At 54.1% G+C, this 14,316-nt stretch carries 16 protein-coding genes; 5 read left to right on the forward strand and 11 right to left on the reverse strand.

Annotated elements, in window-relative coordinates; all coding sequences use genetic code 11:
- The first annotated feature begins 14 nt into the window (after positions 1-14).
- Together CPA59_RS10950 and oppF are read left to right on the forward strand one after the other, a co-directional pair.
- The gene (locus CPA59_RS10950) at positions 15-1,004 is read left to right on the forward strand and encodes an ABC transporter ATP-binding protein (protein WP_038919003.1); all 990 of its coding nucleotides are present in this window, start codon (positions 15-17) and stop codon (positions 1,002-1,004) included.
- Positions 1,001-2,005 carry a murein tripeptide/oligopeptide ABC transporter ATP binding protein OppF gene (gene oppF / locus CPA59_RS10955; RefSeq protein ID WP_049853961.1) on the forward strand — a complete coding sequence of 335 codons (1,005 nt, stop codon included), beginning with the start codon at positions 1,001-1,003 and terminating at the stop codon, positions 2,003-2,005. Before CPA59_RS10950 ends, oppF begins: the two co-directional genes overlap by 4 nt.
- A gap of 114 nt (positions 2,006-2,119) precedes the next feature.
- On the opposite strand, the gene CPA59_RS10960 is transcribed toward oppF, so the two are convergent.
- Together CPA59_RS10960 and cls are read right to left on the reverse strand one after the other, a co-directional pair.
- Complete coding sequence (locus CPA59_RS10960; protein WP_013317870.1) at positions 2,120-2,443, reverse strand: HI1450 family dsDNA-mimic protein; 324 nt, start codon at positions 2,441-2,443, stop codon at positions 2,120-2,122.
- Positions 2,444-2,497: 54 nt separating this feature from the next.
- Positions 2,498-3,958, reverse strand: a complete 1,461-nt coding sequence (gene cls / locus CPA59_RS10965; RefSeq protein WP_107759337.1) for a cardiolipin synthase — start codon at positions 3,956-3,958, stop codon at positions 2,498-2,500.
- A gap of 226 nt (positions 3,959-4,184) precedes the next feature.
- Between cls and CPA59_RS22880 the strand changes: the two genes are divergently transcribed.
- Positions 4,185-4,361 (forward strand): YciY family protein, encoded by a 177-nt coding sequence (locus tag CPA59_RS22880; protein ID WP_087881238.1) that lies wholly within the window; start codon positions 4,185-4,187, stop codon positions 4,359-4,361.
- Between the two features lie 72 nt (positions 4,362-4,433).
- Here CPA59_RS22880 and CPA59_RS10970 read toward each other — a convergent pair whose 3' ends face one another.
- Entirely contained in the window at positions 4,434-6,134 is a 1,701-nt protein-coding gene (locus CPA59_RS10970) for a methyl-accepting chemotaxis protein (RefSeq protein ID WP_107759339.1), read from the reverse strand.
- A gap of 129 nt (positions 6,135-6,263) precedes the next feature.
- Entirely contained in the window at positions 6,264-6,560 is a 297-nt protein-coding gene (locus tag CPA59_RS10975) for a YciI family protein (protein WP_038658828.1), read from the reverse strand.
- A 209-nt stretch (positions 6,561-6,769) separates the two neighbouring features.
- On the opposite strand from CPA59_RS10975, the gene tonB reads away from it, so the two are divergent.
- On the forward strand, positions 6,770-7,516 hold the full coding sequence (gene tonB, locus CPA59_RS10980) for a TonB system transport protein TonB (RefSeq protein ID WP_107759341.1): 747 nt from the start codon (positions 6,770-6,772) through the stop codon (positions 7,514-7,516).
- Positions 7,517-7,579: 63 nt separating this feature from the next.
- Here the strand turns inward: tonB and yciA are convergent, their stop codons facing one another.
- The 4 genes from yciA to CPA59_RS11000 all read right to left on the reverse strand — a co-directional run bounded on the left by yciA (position 7,580) and on the right by CPA59_RS11000 (position 9,984).
- Positions 7,580-8,002 carry an acyl-CoA thioester hydrolase YciA gene (gene yciA / locus CPA59_RS10985; protein ID WP_013317876.1) on the reverse strand — a complete coding sequence of 141 codons (423 nt, stop codon included), beginning with the start codon at positions 8,000-8,002 and terminating at the stop codon, positions 7,580-7,582.
- 51 nt (positions 8,003-8,053) lie between these two features.
- Positions 8,054-8,614, reverse strand: coding sequence for a septation protein A (locus tag CPA59_RS10990; protein WP_100849534.1), 561 nt, complete (start codon positions 8,612-8,614; stop codon positions 8,054-8,056).
- Positions 8,615-8,807: 193 nt separating this feature from the next.
- The gene (locus CPA59_RS10995; RefSeq protein ID WP_049853965.1) at positions 8,808-9,560 is read right to left on the reverse strand and encodes a YciC family protein; all 753 of its coding nucleotides are present in this window, start codon (positions 9,558-9,560) and stop codon (positions 8,808-8,810) included.
- Positions 9,561-9,678: 118 nt separating this feature from the next.
- A complete protein-coding gene (locus CPA59_RS11000) occupies positions 9,679-9,984 on the reverse strand; it encodes a YkgJ family cysteine cluster protein (protein WP_229705541.1) in 306 nt (101 codons plus the stop codon).
- A 338-nt stretch (positions 9,985-10,322) separates the two neighbouring features.
- Between CPA59_RS11000 and ompW the strand changes: the two genes are divergently transcribed.
- Complete coding sequence (gene ompW / locus CPA59_RS11005) at positions 10,323-10,955, forward strand: outer membrane protein OmpW (RefSeq protein WP_013317880.1); 633 nt, start codon at positions 10,323-10,325, stop codon at positions 10,953-10,955.
- Between the two features lie 78 nt (positions 10,956-11,033).
- Here ompW and CPA59_RS11010 read toward each other — a convergent pair whose 3' ends face one another.
- The 3 genes from CPA59_RS11010 to trpB all read right to left on the reverse strand — a co-directional run bounded on the left by CPA59_RS11010 (position 11,034) and on the right by trpB (position 14,313).
- Entirely contained in the window at positions 11,034-11,762 is a 729-nt protein-coding gene (locus tag CPA59_RS11010) for an oligogalacturonate-specific porin KdgM family protein (protein ID WP_049853967.1), read from the reverse strand.
- 551 nt (positions 11,763-12,313) lie between these two features.
- A complete protein-coding gene (gene trpA / locus CPA59_RS11015) occupies positions 12,314-13,123 on the reverse strand; it encodes a tryptophan synthase subunit alpha (protein WP_038919015.1) in 810 nt (269 codons plus the stop codon).
- A complete protein-coding gene (gene trpB, locus CPA59_RS11020; protein WP_100849539.1) occupies positions 13,123-14,313 on the reverse strand; it encodes a tryptophan synthase subunit beta in 1,191 nt (396 codons plus the stop codon). The genes trpA and trpB overlap by 1 nt, the downstream gene beginning before the upstream one ends.
- Between the last annotated feature and the right edge of the window lie 3 nt (positions 14,314-14,316).

The following is a 14,316-nucleotide window of genomic DNA, read 5'->3' on the forward strand; positions in this document are numbered from 1 at the left end:
AGACGCTTCATATCATGATGAATACGTCACAACCCCGTGAAGCGCTGCTTGACGTTAAAGATTTGCGCGTGACTTTCAGTACGCCTGACGGTGATGTCACCGCGGTAAACGACCTTAATTTCTCTCTCAGCGCCGGTGAGACGCTGGGGATTGTCGGGGAGTCCGGCTCTGGTAAATCCCAGACAGCGTTTGCGCTGATGGGCCTGCTGGCCGCGAACGGCCGTATCGGCGGTTCCGCCCGTTTCAACGGTCGCGAGATTCTCAATCTGCCGGAACGTGAGCTCAATCGCCTGCGTGCGGAAGAGATCGCCATGATTTTCCAGGACCCAATGACGTCGCTGAACCCGTACATGCGTGTCGGCGACCAGCTGATGGAAGTGCTGATGCAGCACAAGAAACTCGGCAAAAGCGAAGCGTTTGACGAGTCGGTGCGTATGCTGGACGCGGTGAAAATGCCGGAAGCCAGAAAACGTATGCGCATGTACCCGCACGAGTTTTCCGGCGGGATGCGTCAGCGCGTTATGATCGCGATGGCGCTGCTGTGCCGTCCTAAATTGCTGATCGCCGACGAACCGACCACCGCGCTCGACGTGACGGTGCAGGCGCAGATCATGACATTGCTCAACGACCTGAAGCGTGAGTTCAATACCGCCATTATCATGATTACCCACGATCTGGGCGTGGTAGCGGGTATTTGCGACAAGGTGCTGGTGATGTACGCCGGCCGTACCATGGAGTACGGCAGCGCGCGCGAAATTTTCTACGAGCCGACGCATCCGTATTCAATCGGCTTGCTGAAAGCCGTTCCCCGTCTTGACGAAGAGAACGAAGCGCTGGCCACTATTCCGGGCAATCCGCCTAACCTGTTGCGCTTGCCGAAAGGGTGTCCTTTCCAGCCGCGTTGCCCCTATGCACAGGACCGGTGCCAGCAGGCGCCTGAATTGACGCCGTTTGGCGAGGGCCGTCTGCGTGCCTGTTTCCGGAGTGTGGGGGAATTAGTATGAACGAGCTGGAAAACAAAAAAGTCTTGCTTGAAGTGGATGAACTGAAAGTCCACTTTGATATCCGCGATGATAAACAGTGGTTCTGGCAACCCGCCAAGAAGCTGAAAGCGGTTGATGGCGTTACCCTGCGGCTGTACGAAGGGGAAACGCTGGGGGTGGTTGGGGAGTCCGGTTGCGGCAAATCCACGCTGGCCCGCGCGATCATCGGTCTGGTGAAGGCCACCAGCGGGCGCATTAGCTGGCTGGGTAAAGACCTGCTGGGGATGCGTGATACCGAATGGCGCAATGTGCGCAGCGATATCCAGATGATTTTCCAGGATCCGCTGGCGTCGCTGAACCCGCGTATGACCATCGGCGAAATTATCGCCGAACCGCTGCGCACCTATCACCCGGAGATGCCGCGTCAGGAAGTGAAAGACCGCGTCAAAGCGATGATGATGAAGGTTGGCCTGCTGCCGAACCTGATCAACCGCTACCCGCACGAGTTTTCCGGTGGCCAGTGTCAGCGTATCGGTATTGCCCGCGCGCTGATTCTGGAACCGAAACTGATCATCTGTGACGAACCGGTTTCCGCGCTGGACGTGTCGATTCAGGCTCAGGTGGTAAACCTGCTGCAACAGTTACAGCGGGAAATGGGGCTGTCGCTGATCTTTATCGCCCACGATTTGTCGGTGGTCAAACACATCTCCGACCGCGTGCTGGTGATGTATCTGGGTCATGCGGTGGAGCTGGGAACCTACGACGAGCTGTACCACAATCCGCAGCATCCTTATACCCGCGCCCTGATGTCGGCGGTGCCGATTCCTGACCCGGACAAGGAGCGCAACAAGCAGATTCAACTGCTGGAAGGCGACCTGCCGTCACCGATTAATCCGCCTACCGGCTGTGTGTTCTGCACCCGTTGCCCGGTTGTCGGGCCGGAATGCACCAAAACCCGGCCGGTGCTCGAAGGCAGCTTCCGTCATGCGGTATCCTGCCTGAAGGTGGATCCGCTGTCGTAATCCGGCGCTGCTCGTGTAAGCAATACCCGGTAATAAACAAAACGCCCCGTCAGGGGCGTTTTGCTGTTCGTCGCTGATCGCTGATGATGGCCGATTAGGCTGCGATCGCGGCGGTTACTCTTTCCACAGAATGTGGCACAGTTTGTGGTCCTTTTCGCGGCAGATCAGAATGCGGGCGAAAATATCATTGATTTCCTCACCTTCCTGCTCGGCCAGACCAATAACCACTTCGGCGAAAAAGTCCGGATTCAGGTCGAAATCCACGTGTTCCTGCCAGTCTTCCGCCGGATCAAACAGCTCCGCACCGCCACGCTCTTCGAACTGCAGGTTGAACAGCAGGATATCTGCCGGGTCCAGGTTATCCGGCGCCAGTTCCAGAAAGATATCGTAGGCCTGTTCCAGCGTTTCATCTTCTGTCAGGCGGTTATTTAAATCCATACAACATTCCTGTTAAAACGTGATGGAGGTATTAGAGCATGAAGGGCGGTGTGATTACAGCAGTGGACTGAAAAAGTAAAACAGCCGCTCGACGATACGCTGCCAGTAGGGGCGTTTTAGCCATTCTTTAGTGTTCAGCAGGCGAGAGCGGGACATGTAATCCTCCTGCACGCAGGCCAGATCGCTGCCAAACCCGTCGTCGTCAATCACCAGGGTGATTTCGAAGTTCAGCCACAGGCTGCGCATATCCAGATTGACCGTCCCCACCAGACTGAGCTGGCCGTCTACCAGCACGCTTTTGGTGTGCAGCAACCCGCCTTCGAACTGATAAATTTTAACGCCCGCCGCCAGTAATTCGGTGAAAAAAGCTTTGCAGGCCCAGCCAACCATCACGGAATCGTTTTTGTAAGGTACGATGACGCTGACCTCTACGCCGCGCTGTGCGGCGGTGCAGATGGCGTGTTGCAGGTCGTCGCTGGGCACAAAATAGGGCGTGGTCATGATCAACTGATGACGAGCAGAGTAAACGGCGGTCAGCAGCGCCTGATGGATCATATCCTCGGGGTAGCCGGGACCGGAGGCGATGACCTGCACCGTATGGCCGCGCTCTTGCTCAAACGGCATGATATTCACGTCGGGCGGCGGCGGCGGCAGGCGCTGACCGGTTTCCATTTCCCAGTCGAGGCTATAGATAACGCCCATCGTGGTGGTCACCGGGCCTTCGATGCGCACCATCAGGTCCACCCACTGGCCGACGCCGGAGTCCTGCTTGAAATAACGCGGATCCACCATGTTCATGCTGCCGGTGTAGGCGATGCGGTTATCAATTAGGATCACCTTACGGTGCTGGCGTAAGTCCATCCGGCGCAGGAATGCGCGCAGCAGGTTGACCTGTAGCGCATCCACCACCGTGATGCCGGCGGCGCGCATGACCTCCGGGTAGGTGCTGTGAAAAAACTGCACGCTGCCTGCCGAATCCAGCAGGATGCGGCATTTGACCCCGCGTCGCGACGCCGCCAGCAGGGCGGTCATCACCTGATCCACCAATCCGCCGGCCTGCCAGATATAGAACACCATCTCGATGTTATTGCGGGCCAGTTCAATGTCGCGAATCAACGTCCTGATGGTGTCGTCGAATGAGGTCAACAACTGCAACTGATTACCCTTGATGCCGCCAATGCCCTGACGACGCTCGCAGAGCTGAAACAACGATCGCGCCACTTCACTATTTTCAGTGGCGAAAATGCGGCGATATTCTTTTAGTTCACGAAGCCACTGCGCGGTAACCGGCCACATTTGCCGGGCGCGTTCCGCACGGCGTTTCCCCAGATGCAATTCGCCGAATAACAGATAAGCGACGATCCCGACCAGCGGCAGAATATAAATCACCAACAGCCAGGCCATAGCGGAAGGAACCGCGCGTCTTTTCATCAGAATACGCAGCGTAATGCTGGCAACGAGCAGCCAATAGCTGAAAACCAGTAATCCGCTCAGTACAGTATAAAATGCTGTCATAGTAACAATGCACGGTTCTCTGCTGCGAAATGTTTACGAGTTCAAGTGTATGCATAGTTCCCCAAAGGGGAAAGTCCTTTACTCTGAATACTATAGCGCATGAAGGGCAAGCGTGCGGATTCGGGAAAATCCTGTCGTATCGCTTGGCGGAGGATATCAGAGGGATATAATAACCCGGTCCCATCACGCTTATTACAGAGTTGTGCCATGAAACAAGAGTCGAGCCATGAAACGCAGCCGGAATGAAGTCAGCCGTTGGCGTATGCAACGTCAGGTGCAGCGCCGTCGCAGCCGCTGGCTTGAGGCCCAGTCACGCGGTTACCGGCATATCCACCACGTGCGCTACCTGCTCCAGAAGCAGCAACGTCGCGCGTTATTGTATGCGGTGGCTTACGAGTGGTAACCATCAGGTAGTCCGTGTCAGGCCCAACGCTCGTCAGAGCGTTGGGCTTTTTTTATTATCTGAAAGAGAGGATTACAGGGCTGGCGAGTGTTGCGGTAGGGCAACATAGCCATTAGCGACCGGAGCCGGCGTAGCGCGAGGCGCGTCAGATTCGGCCGCTGCCGCCGTGCCGGGCAACTGGAACAGGGATACCGACAGATTGAGCTGCTCGGTCTGCTCAAGCAACTGAAGGCAGGTGCGGGCAGAGGCGTCCACCTGCAGGGCATTCTGTTTCACCGTATCGTTGAGTGAACTGATGCGGTTGGTCACTTCATGGATGCTTTGATTCTGTTGTTGCGAAATATCGGTGATTTCACTCAGGAATGTGCTGGTGCCTTTGGCCGCCTGAATGATTTCCTGCAGGCTATCGTTGAGGTGACCGACCAGTCTGGCGCCGGTAGCGACGCTGCTGTCCGATTCATGAATCAACGCATTGATGTTTTGGGCCGACTGACTGCTTTGTGAAGCCAGCGCGCCCACCTCGCGGGCGACAACCGAGAAACCTTTACCCATCTCGCCGGCCCGGGCCGCTTCAATTGCGGCATTGAGCGACAGGATATGCGTCTGAAACGCCACGTTTTCAATCAAGGAAATGACTTCCGTCATTTCCTTGCTGCGGCCGGAAATGTCCTGCATCGCGTCTCTGACGTCGCTCATCATGGTTTCGCCCTGTTCGGCGATGTGACTGGTTTCTTGTGCGTGATGACTGGCTTGCTCGGTGTACTGGGCGTTCTGCTCCAGGTGCTGACTGATCTGGATGATGTGCTCGGTGGTGACTTTCAACTCTGCGGACTGTCGATTGGCCTGTTCAGACAGCAAACGGTTGTCGGTAGTGACATGGCTGACCTGTTGCATCATGGTTTCCATCCCCTGACGAACCTGACTTATCAGGTCCACCAGACCGCTCTGCATCTGCACCACGCTGCTGTTTAGCAGCGCGATTTCACGGGTTGCACGTTTTTCTATGCCGATGTCATGCGATAGATCGCCGGCTGCGATCAGCCGCAGGTGGTCGGTGATGCGCTTAAGCGGATGAACGATCACTTTGTTCACGCCAATCCAGACGACCAGCGAAATCGTCAGCAACAATCCCAGAATGACGATAAACAGGGTGTGGGCGGCATCAAGATTATCCAACAGCTGCTGAGCATGTTGCTTTTGACGGGCATCGTTTTCCTGCAGGTACCGGGCGTATTTTTGGGTAAACAGGGTCTGGTAAGCCTGGATGGGGACGGCAAAGAAAATATCGATTTCGTTGGTTTTTTTGATGCCTTGCGCCAGTTCGAGCAGCCCGTTATAGAGCTGCTGATAACTGCTTTTTAGCTCGGTGAAGGCGTCGTCATTGCGGGTGGCGCCAGAAAAGCGCTCTAGCTTTTGATAATACGCCTGCGCGTGGGTTAACGACTCTTCCGCTTCGGTCATCAGGCTGTTCCAACTGCCGACCGAGCCGGTTTCTTTGTCAAACATCAGGTAAATGCCGGCACGATTGAGCTTATCGCTGGCGTTCATCACTTCCATGCGAGCCTGATCCATCAGTGCCTGTTGTTGGCGCAGGGCTTCGTTGGCGGCGCTGTCCTGACGTACTTCAGTCATGGTTTTCGATATCATCCCTACGGACAACAGCTGTAGTAAGGAAAATAACCCAATGATTAGCAGCAAACCGGAAAGAAAACTCAGGCGGTATTGACGCACTCTGCCCAGAAAACCGGAGCGTGACGGGGCGGATGTTGACATGACAATCTACTCTCTAAAGATAAATTGCCGCCAACATAACATCATTAAATGACTAAAATATTTCAGATATTTAAGAGGAAAACGGAGGCGTCATTTGGTGAAAATGCCATGACCTCCGTCAAATTTGGATTAAAATGCTTTTCTGAAGGGCTTGACGCTGACAGACTCGTAGACGCCGGCGGCGACATAGGGATCTTCGTCTGCCCAATGGCGGGCGTCTTCCAGCGACGGGAATTCGGCAATCACCGTTGAACCGGTAAATCCGGCGGTGCCTGGGTCTTCACTGTCGATAGCCGGCAGCGCGCCCGCGGTCAACAAACGCCCCTGATCCCGCAGTGTTTGCAGGCGGGCGATATGAGCGGGGCGAGCGGCCAGACGTTTTTCCAGTGAGCCGGGCACATCGGTGGCATAAATCACATACAGCATGGTAAACCTCGGTCTGTCAGACCATTGTGGGACGGAACCGCCATCATACGCGATGATACCGGTAGGACAATCCCTGTTACCGTCCGTCCGGTTTTGCGGCATGAAAACCGATGCGGATTGAGCCGTCCCATGCGGGAATTGATCGGCTTCTATTGAATATGATTGTCATTTGCATTTAAACTTGCGCAGTGAGAGGACATCATATAACTATGCCGCAGAAAACATTTTTCCTGACCCGCCGATATTCATGGCCGATGCTGATTTCCGTGGGTTTTCATGGTTCACTGATTGCCGGGTTGCTGTTTGCTTCATTTAATACATCAGTCAAGCTGCCGTCGACGCCGCAGCCGATCCAGGTCGTGATGGTCAATACCGCGCCGGAGGAAGCTGCGCCAGCCCCATCGGCTGCGCCTCAGCCAGAACCGGAAAAGGTGCCGGAACCGACGCCGGAGCCGGAAGTTCAGCCAGAACCGCCGCCGCTGCCAAAACCGGTTCCAGTTCCGTTGCCGGAGCCGAAGCCCCAGCCCAAACCTAAGCCGAAACCTAAACCGGTAAAAAAAGTGGAACAGCCGAAGGAAACGCCGCGTGAAACCGCGCCGCAGCCGACGGCGACGCCGTCGGCCAGCCAGACAGTCAGCCGTAATACGGCGCCGGTCAGCCAGGCTCCGGTCGCCAGCGCTCAGCCCTCGGGGCCAAGACCGTTGAGCCGGGCTCAGCCGGAATATCCGGCTCGGGCGTTCGCCTTGCGTATCGAAGGCCGGGTTAAGGTGCAGTTTGACGTCGATGAATCGGGACGGGTGGATAACGTCCGTGTACTGTCGGCGGAGCCTAAGAACATGTTTGAGCGAGATATCAAGCAGGCGATGCGTAAATGGCGTTATGAAGAGAGCAAACCGGGGAAAGACCTGGTGGTGACGATCATCTTTAGAATCAATGGCGGCGCCGCGATGGAGTAAGTCGCAGCCCGATTGACGTTGAAAAAATTAAGGCACCGCTAGCGGTGCCTTAATCATTTGTCATTATTGCTCAGGCTCGAAATGGCTTTTCCCTTCCGGCAATTCGCGCGGTCGACCGTCTTCGTCCACGGCAACGTAGGTAAACAGCGCTTCGGTGGCGCGGTAGCGTTGGCCGATAGGGTCGGTCGAAACCTTTTTCACCCACACTTCCACATTAATAGTCATCGAGCTGCGACCGGTACGGACGCAGCGGGCATAGCAGCACACCACATCGCCGACGGCGACAGGTTTTAGGAACGTCATGCCGTCAACCCGAACGGTGACGACGCGACCTTCTGCAATCTCTTTTGCCTGGATAGCGCCGCCGATATCCATCTGCGACATCAGCCAGCCGCCAAAAATATCGCCGTTGGCATTGGTGTCCGCCGGCATGGCCAGCGTGCGCAGCACCAGTTCGCCGTGAGGTAATGCGTCTTGTTTGCTCATAGGGTCAACGAATCCGCTTGTGAGTAGTCAATGTCAGTCTGTGTCGGGCGATCATTTGTCGCTTTCGTTTTCCGTCTTTTCCGGCTCAGCCGGCAGATGACGATAAATGTAAACGCCGCACAGCAATGTAAATACCAGAGTCAGGCCGGTGAGGCCAAATACTTTAAAGTCAACCCAAACGCTTTGCGGCAGCCAGAATGCAATATAAATATTAGCCAGGCCGCACAGCAGGAAAAATACCGCCCATGAAATATTCAGTTTTGCCCATACCATTTCCGGTAACGCCAGTTCTTTACCCAGCATGCGCTGAATCAGGGTTTTCTTCATCACAAACTGGCTGAACAGCAAGGCAATGGCGAACAGCGTATAAATAATGGTTACTTTCCATTTGATGAACTGGTCATTGTGGAATACCAGCGTCAGGGTGCCGAATACGGCAACCATCAGGAACGTCAGCAGCATCATCTTTTCGATTTTGCGGTAAATAAACCAACTCAACAGTAACGTCGCCGCCGTTGCAGCAATCAATGCTCCGGAGGCGACATAGATGTCATACAGTTTATAACAAACAAAGAAAACAATAAGAGGAATAAAATCAATCAGTTGCTTCATTATGTTAATCCGTCACTTACCCGTGTGGGGTGGTGGTCCGCATGTATCAAAAGGGCCAATCTATTTCTGAATTATTATCGCCGTTTGCGCAGCGCGATTCCCGATTTATCGTAACAATTTGCAGAAAATTACGTTATGGCGGGCGACGATAGCGGAGCAGCGCTGTCGCTGCTCCGGAATAAGCGGTGTGAATTTAGCCGCGCACCAGCATGTAAAGGCGGAATACATAGACCAGCAGCATGGCGGAAAGCACGTTGCTGATGCCGTTCAGAATCACGGCCATGGCGGTAGGCGATACCATCGGTAACCGGGTCAGCAACAACAACAGCGCGACTTTGGCCAGCAGCCACAGTATTACGGCCGGCGCAGTCTGGCGGAAATGGGCGAACGCCAGCTTGCTGCTGGCACGCATGGAGGCAACGATCCCGCGCTTTTCGGTAACGGCGATCACGGGTGACAGGCTAAAGGCGATGGATAACAAAATCCCCGGGACCACGACCAATAACATGCCTAACTGAATCAACAGGGTGCAAACCAGTATCAGCAAAAACAGGCGAGGTAACAGCGGCGCCGAGGCGCCAATGGCGCGCAGGGCGCTGATTTTATGACCCGCCGACACCAGTTGGATCAGCATCAGGATGCCGCCGGTCAGCAGCGCGTTGCCTACCAGCGTGGCAAACGTGCCGGCGGCAGAGGCTTTCAGCAGCACCATTTGTTGCTCGGGGGAAAGCTGTTGGATGATATCGCTGATACCAGGCTGCTCGATGGAGGACAGATCTACATTACTGTTGCTGAGTAGTTGCAGCTGATCGTTGCCGGGCGTAAAGACGTGCCCGAGGACGACGGTGATCAAGGACGTCAGCAGCGCCAGCATCAGGATGCTGAAAAACTGGTTACGCGTAAAATTCAAGGTGTCACGGTATAATCTGCTGGCCGTGATAGGCATGAAAACTCCTTGGCAAAGGTTAGCAATAGGGCTTTTAGCAAAAAATATTATCCGGCTATTGTAACCCGTTCAGCTGTTTCGTGGCACCCCGGCGTGACGTTCTGCTTTTTATTCTGATTCATGCACACGGCAGCGGCAATCTGGCTGGAACCAGCGGCGGCAGGCCATAGGCCGCGCGAGCCCGATCGCAGGCGTCATTGCGCTGACCATTTTCTCCCGATGGCGCAAATTCATGGCAAGGCGTGGGCCGTTGGGCATAGATACGGCAACTGACCGACTCACCGATTTCGCCTTCCAGTGCGCAACAGCGAATCGGTTTGCTGTTGGTGCCGGCCATACAGCGCAGAAATGGCGTTACCGGTTCCGTCAGCGAGGCGGGAACGCTTCCGCCGCCGTCATCAGCTTCCGACCAATAAAAAGACACTCGAAAGTAACCGCAGCAAGCACCGCATTCCATACAAGGGTTGACGTTATCGCTCATGGTTGATTATCCACCGGCCTCAATCGTGTTGAATCTCAGGTGAACAGAAGAATTTACGCCCGAATACCGGGTCGCGCAGCTCCTTTTTTGTACTGATGCAAAATTGGTCTTTTCTGTGCTTTTTGATTTGGATCAATTCTTTGTTTTTTAGAGACTTGGGGTGTTTTGATTGATGACATAATGTCGCAAAAATCCTGCCAGGATGTGATCTGGCTTCAAACAAAAATACCCCTTAGTGGGTATAGTTCGCCCGGATATTAACCTTACAAATGGAGTGGATAATGAAGAAGGTTTCTTTATTGATGATGGCTGCCGCGTTGATGCCGGCATTGGCGCAAGCTCATCAGGCTGGCGATGTGATTGTTCGTACTGGAACGGCGACGGTACGCCCGGTTGAAAGCTCGGACAATGTGTTGGGGTTGGGTTCATTCAACGTGGATAACAATACCCAACTGGGACTGACCCTTGGCTACATGGTGACGGATAATATCGGCGTGGAACTGCTGGCTGCGACGCCGTTCCAGCACAAGGTCGGCGTAGGCAATGTTGGGCCGATCGCCGAAGTTAAACACCTGCCGCCGACGCTGATGGCGCAGTATTATTTTGGGCAGAGTACGGACAAGCTGCGCCCTTATCTGGGTGTCGGTCTGAACTACACCATGTTCTTTGACGAGAAATTTAACCAGACGGGTAAAGACGCCGGGTTGAGCGACCTGAGCCTGAAAAACTCCTGGGGCGTTGCCGCGCAGGCCGGTCTGGATTACAACCTGAATAAAAACTGGCTGTTGAATATGTCGGTATGGTGGATGGATATCGACACCACCGTGAAATTCAAGGCAGCCGGCCAGGATCAGAGTATCAAAACTCGTCTGGATCCCTGGGTATTTATGTTTGGCTTCGGTTATAAATTCTGATAAGCGAAGTAGAAAACAAAAAGAGAAGGCGGAACCGGAGTTCCGCCTTTTTTACGTCAGGTGATAACCGGGGCGGTATTAGAAGTTGTACTGAACACCGACGCGGTAACGGGTCTGACGTTCGTCAGTAACTTTAGAGCCTTCAACGTTGGCGACCTGAACATACGGGGTCCAGTTTTTGTCGATTTTATAGGCCAGCTTCACGTCATGCGTAAAGTTGTCGCTATCATTGTCGAAGCGATAGCCTGCGGCACCCGCTTTGGTGTTTTTATTGTATTCCAGTTCGTATTCAACGGTGAAGTTGTCCAGGAATTTGTATCCCAGCACGCTGGTGATGGTATAACCCTTCATATTGGTGTTATCAGCAGGGGTCGGGGTATTGATGCTGCTGCTGAAACGCTGGTAGAAAGGACGATAACGCAGGGTATAGTAAAGGCTATCGGTAAAGTTTACGCCGCCTTTGATATAAGGACGATAGGTGTTGCCCGTATTGTCGGAAACCAGGTTGAAACCGGCCTCGGCATTAAACATTTTATTGAATTTGTACTGATAGCTGGCAGTAACTTCGGTGCCATTACTTACTTGCTCGTTATAAGGTTTGTTTGGCGTGGAGTCATTGCTGGATTGTTTCCATTTCACTTCAGAAGACAAACCGAACCCATTCTCAAAACGGTGTGAAATCAGCAGTCGATCTTTGTGATCGGCACTTTTGGTGTCCTGCATTTCATGGCGGTAATCGAATGTGACCGCCATTGAGCTCATACTTACCAAAGATGCAACCATCACTGTCAGAATTTTAAATTTCATCGCTATAACCCTCTCAGAGATCATTCTTATTAGTGTTGTGCTGCGGACATAGCGCAGCACGGAACCGATTTTTATTTATCTCTGCTTACAAATGTGTGATCCGGAACGGCAAACTCAAAAAAATGAAAAGCCATTTTATTTGTGTGATGGGCGTCTATTTACATAGCAATGAATCTATGTCTACAGAAATAAAAAGGCGTTTCAATAAAACCAAATACAATATTTCATTTTTTGAATTTATTTGATATCTATTTTTACAAGATTAATATTTGGAAACCATTTAACTTATTGACTCTGTGTTTTTTGTTTCTGGTTTTTGGCGCTTTTAACTTTTTTTACTTCTTCTTAATAAATTCATAATTATGAGTATGTTTGTCATTTTGTGACGTGACGCCAGATTGTCATGTTGTACGCTGAGCCACGCGCATAGCGTAAATGTGCCGGGGCTATCCACGAGCCTCTGCGGTGATGGGCAGGAATATTTGATAAGAATAAGAACAATAAAACGCCATAGCCGGGAAAACAGGCTATGGCGGGAAGGTCTGGCGGGATTAACGTGCGCGGGTGGCGGCTTTCATGCCGCGGACAAAATCGGTCAGTTTTGCGAGCATTTCATCCGGCTGGGAATGGTATTGCTCGATGATTTTGACAATCGCGGAACCAGAGATGGCGCCGGCGGCACCGGATTCCAGCGCTTTTTGCACCTGAGCCGGTTCGGAAATGCCAAAACCCAGCAGCGGCGGAGCCGCATGGTATTCCTGCAGTTTTTCCAGCAGATGGTGCAGCGGCAGTTGGGCGCGGGTTTCTGCGCCAGTTACGCCGGCCCGGGAGAGCAGGTAAGTATAGCCGCGGCCGAAGGATGACACTTCACGCAGCAGGTCGTCATCCGCATTCGGCGGGCAGATGAAGATTGGCGCGACGCCATGCTTCATTGCCGCAGTGCGAAACGGCGCGGATTCTTCCAGCGGTACGTCGGCTACCAACACCGAGTCAACGCCGGTTTCGGCGCAACGCTGATAAAAAGCGTCGATACCATTGCTGAACACCAGGTTGGCGTACATCAGCAAGCCGATCGGCAGGTCAGGGTATTTCTGGCGGATGGTCGCCAGCATTTCAAAACAGTGGGCCGGGGTCACGCCGGCGGCGAACGCGCGCAGCGTGGCGTTCTGAATGGTCGGGCCATCCGCCAGCGGATCGGAGAACGGGATCCCCAATTCCAGCGCGTCCGCACCCGCGGCCACCAGCGTATCGATAATGCGCAGCGAAAGCTCGGGGGAAGGGTCGCCCAGCGTAACAAACGGCACAAACGCCCCTTCCTGTTTTTCCGACAGTCGTTTAAACAAAGCGTGGTAGCGTTCCATCAAATCTCTCCCCGGGATTTCAGAATGTCGTGAACCGTAAAAATGTCTTTATCGCCACGGCCGGACAGGTTGACCACCAGAATTTGCTCTTTTTCCGGTTCCGCTTTGATCATTTTCAGCGCGTGGGCCAGCGCATGGGAGGATTCCAGCGCCGGGATAATCCCTTCGTGACGCGACAATTCCCGGAATGCGTTCAACGCTTCATCGTCGGTGATCGACACATAATCCGCCCGCCCGATGCTGTTCAGGTGTGCGTGCTGCGGCCCGACGGAGGGGAAGTCCAGACCGGCCGAAATAGAGTACGACTCTTCGATTTGACCGTCTTCGGTCTGCATCATCGGTGATTTCATACCGAAGTAGATACCGACGCGGCCATGTTTCAGCGGTGCGCCGTGCTGCCCGGTTTCGATACCCAGACCTGCCGGTTCCACGCCGATCAAACGCACGGACGGCTCGTCAATGAAATCAGCAAACATGCCGATGGCGTTGGAACCGCCGCCGACGCAGGCCAGCACCGCATCCGGCAGACGACCTTCTTTTTCTTTCACCTGGGCTTTGGTTTCTTCCCCGATCATGCGCTGAAATTCCCGCACGATGGTGGGGTAAGGGTGTGGGCCGGCGGCAGTCCCCAGCAGGTAATGAGCGGTCTCATAGCTGCCGGACCAGTCGCGTAGCGCTTCGTTGCAGGCGTCTTTCAGGGTGGCGGAGCCGCTGTGCACCGGAATGACTTCTGCGCCCATCAATCGCATACGGAACACGTTCGGCGACTGGCGCTCTACGTCCTTGGCGCCCATGTAGACGCGGCATTTCAACCCCAGCAGGGCGCAGGCTAGCGCGGTGGCGACGCCATGTTGGCCGGCGCCGGTTTCGGCGATGATTTCGGTTTTACCCATACGCTTCGCCAGCAGCGCTTGCCCCAGTACCTGATTGGTCTTGTGCGCGCCGCCGTGCAGCAGGTCTTCGCGTTTCAGATAGAGTTTGGTTCGGGTGCCTGCGGTCAGGTTTTTACACAGGGTCAGCGCTGTCGGCCGCCCGGCGTAGTTCTTCAGCAGGTCGCTGAACTCAGCCTGGAACGCCGGGTCACGCTGCGCGCTGACAAATGCCTCTTCCAACTGGCGCAGAGCCGGCATCAGGATCTGTGGTACGTACTGACCACCAAATTCACCAAAATAAGGATTAAGTAACGTCATAAT

Origin of the sequence: Dickeya sp. Secpp 1600 (assembly GCF_003049805.1) — a bacterium.
Lineage (GTDB): Bacteria > Pseudomonadota > Gammaproteobacteria > Enterobacterales > Enterobacteriaceae > Dickeya > Dickeya fangzhongdai.